Source organism: Clostridium sp. 1001271st1 H5 (assembly GCF_005845215.1).
Taxonomy (GTDB): Bacteria; Bacillota; Clostridia; order Lachnospirales; family Lachnospiraceae; genus Enterocloster.
Map to the genome: position 1 here is coordinate 1 of NZ_SPHO01000045.1, position 4,582 is coordinate 4,582.

The 4,582-nt window shown below is 46.5% G+C and carries 9 protein-coding genes; all 9 read left to right on the forward strand.

Annotated elements, in window-relative coordinates:
- Positions 1-21 precede the first annotated feature (21 nt).
- A complete protein-coding gene (locus tag FGS84_RS30175; RefSeq protein ID WP_084770634.1) occupies positions 22-1,002 on the forward strand; it encodes a DNA adenine methylase in 981 nt (326 codons plus the stop codon).
- Positions 1,003-1,109: 107 nt separating this feature from the next.
- The gene (locus FGS84_RS31735) at positions 1,110-1,259 is read left to right on the forward strand and encodes a hypothetical protein (RefSeq protein ID WP_243130126.1); all 150 of its coding nucleotides are present in this window, start codon (positions 1,110-1,112) and stop codon (positions 1,257-1,259) included.
- Positions 1,256-1,534, forward strand: coding sequence for a hypothetical protein (locus tag FGS84_RS30185; RefSeq protein WP_002593826.1), 279 nt, complete (start codon positions 1,256-1,258; stop codon positions 1,532-1,534). Before FGS84_RS31735 ends, FGS84_RS30185 begins: the two co-directional genes overlap by 4 nt.
- A 4-nt stretch (positions 1,535-1,538) precedes the next feature.
- A complete protein-coding gene (locus FGS84_RS30190) occupies positions 1,539-2,099 on the forward strand; it encodes a hypothetical protein (protein ID WP_002593825.1) in 561 nt (186 codons plus the stop codon).
- A 16-nt stretch (positions 2,100-2,115) separates the two neighbouring features.
- The gene (locus FGS84_RS30195) at positions 2,116-2,676 is read left to right on the forward strand and encodes a YodL domain-containing protein (RefSeq protein WP_002593824.1); all 561 of its coding nucleotides are present in this window, start codon (positions 2,116-2,118) and stop codon (positions 2,674-2,676) included.
- Positions 2,677-2,763: 87 nt separating this feature from the next.
- Positions 2,764-3,090 (forward strand): SpoVG family protein, encoded by a 327-nt coding sequence (locus FGS84_RS30200; RefSeq protein WP_002593823.1) that lies wholly within the window; start codon positions 2,764-2,766, stop codon positions 3,088-3,090.
- Between the two features lie 90 nt (positions 3,091-3,180).
- Positions 3,181-3,378 (forward strand): DUF6133 family protein, encoded by a 198-nt coding sequence (locus FGS84_RS30205; RefSeq protein WP_347563914.1) that lies wholly within the window; start codon positions 3,181-3,183, stop codon positions 3,376-3,378.
- 1 nt (position 3,379) lies between these two features.
- On the forward strand, positions 3,380-3,838 hold the full coding sequence (locus tag FGS84_RS30210; RefSeq protein WP_038292381.1) for an A24 family peptidase: 459 nt from the start codon (positions 3,380-3,382) through the stop codon (positions 3,836-3,838).
- A 149-nt stretch (positions 3,839-3,987) separates the two neighbouring features.
- On the forward strand, positions 3,988-4,582 hold a 595-nt coding region (locus FGS84_RS30215), incomplete at its 3' end, for an RcpC/CpaB family pilus assembly protein (protein WP_243130127.1).

Consider the following 4,582-nt stretch of genomic DNA (forward strand, 5'->3'; position numbering starts at 1 on the left):
GGATGTTAGGAGGGATGCAGAATCAACAGTTTTATTTCATGGGTTGGCGGAAAGAAAGCACTCCGCAGCCTGATTTACACGATGTTTCCTGCAAGTTATGACCGGTACATTGAGGTGTTCGGCGGAGGTGGTTGGGTACTGTTTGGAAAACCACCAGATGACCGGTGTATGGAGATTTATAATGACTATAATTCTAACTTGGCAAACCTGTTTTATTGCGTCAAGAACCGCACGGGGGCATTCCTTAAGGAACTCGGATTTCTTCCGTTAAACAGCAGGGATGAATTTACAGTAATCCGTAATTTTATTGAAAAGCAGGAACCGGATACCCGGTTTTTAATTGAGGAGCTGGAGCTGGCAGAGAAGCATCTGATGCCGCCGGATTATGAGGAAGTGAAAAAAATCTTGCTGGAAAATGCAGAGGTAACCGATGTAAAACGGGCGGCTGCATTTTTTAAACTGATCCGGTACAGCTATGGAAGTGGCTGCACGTCCTTTGGCTGCCGTCCGTTTGATGTGAGGAACTGCTTTGACACCATTTGGCAGGCATCCCGCAGGCTGGCAGATACCGTAATAGAAAATAAAGACTTTGAGGCACTGATTCGGCAGTATGACCGGGATAGTGCCTTTTTTTATTGCGATCCGCCCTATTATGAGACGGAAGGTCATTATGCAGTGGTATTCCGAAAAGAGGATCACAAACGGCTCCGAGACACTCTGACAGGGAGCAGGGGGAAGTGGATGGTCAGTTACAATGACTGCGATTTCATCCGGGAACTGTATGCAGGATATTTTATTACAGCCGTTACCCGCATCAATAACCTGGCTCAGAGGTATGAGGGCGGTTGTGAGTTTCCAGAGGTCATTATTACCAATTATGATCCTGGTGAGAGGGAGCGGTCAAAACCAAGACAGCTGGATCTATTTGGAATGTGGGGAGATGGAGAAACGGATCATTATGAGATCCGGGAAGAAATCTGTCCGGAAAGAGAGGTGCTATGAGAACAGAAAACAAGAGAAAAACAATGGTACAAAAAAAGGAAAATGGTGTCCTTTCTGTACCTAGTGAACTGTTACTGACGGCTGGGATTCCGCTTGATTGTGATTTGATGATAGAAACAGTCCCCGGAGTGATTCTGATTGGTATTGAGGATCCGGTACAGACGGTTTGCGAACCTTATCTGAAGGTGTTCGATGAGCTGGGGATTGAACTCAATGAAGTGGAGGCATTGATGGGAAAGGAGAAAAGGACCAGATGAGTAAACCGATGTATCGTTTAGTGGATGGAAAGGGACGTGTCCTGATTCCAAAATCTATGAGGGAAGCGGCAAAGCTGGAGTATGGGGATATTGTTTGTCTGGGAATGGCGGGTGGAAAAATTACAGTCCGGAAGGTAGAGGTTATCGAAGTGGGAGATCAGTCTCCGGAGGCAGTGGAGGCATATGTCCGTACTGCATTTCAGTTTATGCCGGACAGCCTCCGACTGGATCTGATCGGAGAACTGAGCAGACTGCTGCAGAAAAAGGAGGGGTAAGATCATGCAGGAATTCACAGAAAAGGATTGTATGCAGACAGAAAAGGAGGCATCTATCCAGAACCGGGTGGTGGTTCTTCCCTCAAAGGTATTACCAGAGCATTACACGGGGCAGCTTTTTTTCTGTACGAATATCCAGAAAACAGAAAATCCCAGACATTCCATTGCCCATCTGGTTTCCTTATCTACTGGGGAGGCATGGCACTGCTGGAACAGGGATGTGGTTGGTGTGCTGCGGCCAGAACTGTTGGGGGAAAAGGAACGGCTCCAGCTCTCCCAGATCCGTCCATTTGGGGCGCTGGATTTACATGGACATTCCCCAGAATATTCTGGATACAGTTTTCTGCCGGATGGACGCTATGCGTCAGGGGTATGGCTGGCAAATCCAGAGGAAGTATGGAGCTATGTAATGATGCAGAAGGACTACCAGTATCGGATTTTGATCTGCGACAGGGATGATTTTGCCGTACTGGAAATGTTAGAGGGAAGGATGATCTTTCCTGATGTGCAGAGTCTGGAACAGTTTCAACAGGCACAGAAGGACGGGGGGATGGAGATGATTTAGAAATGAGGGAAGGGAAATGAAGCAGATTCAGATTGAAAATGGAGTGATCCGGTATTATGGGAACCGGGTAGGTCGTGTGACGGAAGGATGTGCAGTAGTGGATCCCATGTTTCAGAATGAAGCATTAGAAAGCTTCCTGCGTAAGCAGAGGAATATCCAAAAAATTCAGTGGCAGGACGGGATCTACGACCGGTTGGCAAATAGTCAGGAAGATATGGAATCGGCAAAGGGGTTAAAAGATGTACGCATCTGGCAACTGAGAGGAGATGTGGATGTGCATATGAAGTTCCTTGCACTTTCCCAGATGGAGCAGCAATATGGCTCCCCCAAGCCGGATTTTTATATCAAAGTCTATGAAGGGGCATCTGACACCAATGACCTGGAAGAACTCTATGATAAATTCCGGTATCATCCGCCGTCCGGTTATACAGGTCATGGGCTATCCATTAGTGATGTGCTGGAACTCTATGATGAAACAGGGAGTTCCTTTTTTTATGTGGATCGCTATGACTTTAAGAGAATTGATTTTACAGAGTCGCAACCGGCGGAGGAATTCATACACACCATGCAGTTTTAGCAGGCAGTTTTGGCTGCCTGTTTGACTGAAATAGATCCAGAAAGGAACGGTTTATGAGCAGAAAAAAACAAAGGAGGAAGAATCAGTATGCCAGATTTAGACGTTCGGATTACATCTATGTATCCACCAGGAGTACAGGGCGGGATCAGAGCCTATGCATCCGCCACAATCGCCGGGTGTTTTGCCGTCCGGGGAATCAAAATCGTCGAGGGAGGTAAGGATGGGCTTTTTATGTCTATGCCCAGTCGGAAAACACAGGATGGATACAAGGATATCTGTTTTCCTGTGACGGAGGAATTCCGCAACGAGCTGAAACAAGCGGTATTGGGAGCGTATGGAGAGGCACTGTCCATGGCACAGGCATCTACCTTACAGACAGCACCCCCTCAAAATCCAGGGCAGAACATGGTCTGATTTAAGGGGTACAGAGAACAAAAACAGAAAATCAATGGAGGAGATCAAATGAAGAATATTAAAAGACAGCTGGTAAATTATCGAAATGCAATGGTTATGCATATGTGGAACGTAAAAAACAAGCTTCAGAATACATCTGGTGAGGGATATGTGGACACAGCCATTAAGATCCTGATCGCAGTTGTGCTGGGAGCACTGCTTCTGGCAGGTCTTTATGCACTGTTTAATGATACCGTACTTCCTACACTGGTACGCAGGGTGCAGGAAATGTTTGATTATAGCGGTTGATATGGAGATCAGGATATCGCTGCTTCAGGCGGTACAGGCAGTGCTTTTTTTCTCGCTGCTTATTGCGGTTTCTGCCTGGGATCTTCGGTACCGGATTATTCCGGACCGATTCCAGGCAGGGATTGCCCTGCTTTCCTTTCTGAACTTTGCACCCAGACAGCTGTTTGGAGCTTTAGGGGCAGTGCCATACCTCATAGTTGCATTATTTTGCAAGAGGGAAGGTGGAATTGGCGGCGGTGATATCAAGCTGGCAGGAGCAACCGGCTTGGTACTGGGACTTCCTGCAAGCCTGACTGCTTCCTGTTTAGGACTGACAGGATTTGTGATGTATGGTTGTATGGTCTGCCTGTGGAATCGGTTCAAGGGAAAACGAGATAAAGAAGCATTTCCTGTGGGACCGTTTCTGGCAGGAGGAGCGGCAGCTGTTTATTGTATGAGATTAGGAGGATGGATGATATGAAGAAGAAATTATGGATCATGGTTTGTGTTGCAGTGCCGCTTACAATGATTGCGGCCATCATATACCACAACAGAAAATAGGTAGACAGCAGTCAGTGGAACACTGGTTAAAAAGGAACCAAAATAAGGAAAAGAGTTGGAGGAGATGAAATGCGATTTTTGAAAAACAGGACTGTACTTGGTGTGCTTTGCATCGTGCTGTCTTTAATCATCTGCTTTGCAGTTACACCATTGTTTAATAAGGCTATGAGTGAAAAGACGGAAATTGTCCGTGTAGTAAAACCAATTTCAGTGGGAGAAGAAATTACTTCTGACATGGTAAAGACCATAGAGGTTGGCAGTTATAACCTGCCAGATGATGTAGTAAAACATTCGGATACTGTGGTTGGGGCATTTGCATCTGCAGATTTGGCGCCAGGAGATTACATCCTAACATCCAAGATTGCAGAAGAGCCGGCGGCAGAAAATGCCTATCTCTATCATCTGACAGGAGAAAAGCAGGCAATCTCTGTTACGGTTAAGGCATTTGCCAATGGATTGTCTGGAAAGCTAAAGAGCGGCGATATTGTGTCAGTTATAGCTCCAGATTATAGAAAGCAGGGAAAAACGGTAATTCCTGCGGAGCTTCAGTATGTGGAGGTCATTGCTGTGACTGCAAACAGCGGATATGACGCAAATACGGGAGAAGAACTGGAAGATGGAGCGGATCGTGAGCTGCCTGGAACCGTTACCTTGCTGGTAACGC

Bases quoted from the DNA above. Each gene is read 5' to 3' on its own strand.
- FGS84_RS30210 (WP_038292381.1), top strand. From the start codon at position 3,380: ATGGAGATCAGGATATCGCTGCTTCAGGCGGTACAGGCAGTGCTTTTT.
- FGS84_RS30200 (WP_002593823.1), top strand. From the start codon at position 2,764: ATGCCAGATTTAGACGTTCGGATTACATCTATGTATCCACCAGGAGTA.
- FGS84_RS30195 (WP_002593824.1), top strand. From the start codon at position 2,116: ATGAAGCAGATTCAGATTGAAAATGGAGTGATCCGGTATTATGGGAAC.
- FGS84_RS30190 (WP_002593825.1), top strand. From the start codon at position 1,539: ATGCAGGAATTCACAGAAAAGGATTGTATGCAGACAGAAAAGGAGGCA.
- FGS84_RS31735 (WP_243130126.1), top strand. From the start codon at position 1,110: ATGATAGAAACAGTCCCCGGAGTGATTCTGATTGGTATTGAGGATCCG.
- FGS84_RS30205 (WP_347563914.1), top strand. From the start codon at position 3,181: ATGGTTATGCATATGTGGAACGTAAAAAACAAGCTTCAGAATACATCT.
- FGS84_RS30185 (WP_002593826.1), top strand. From the start codon at position 1,256: ATGAGTAAACCGATGTATCGTTTAGTGGATGGAAAGGGACGTGTCCTG.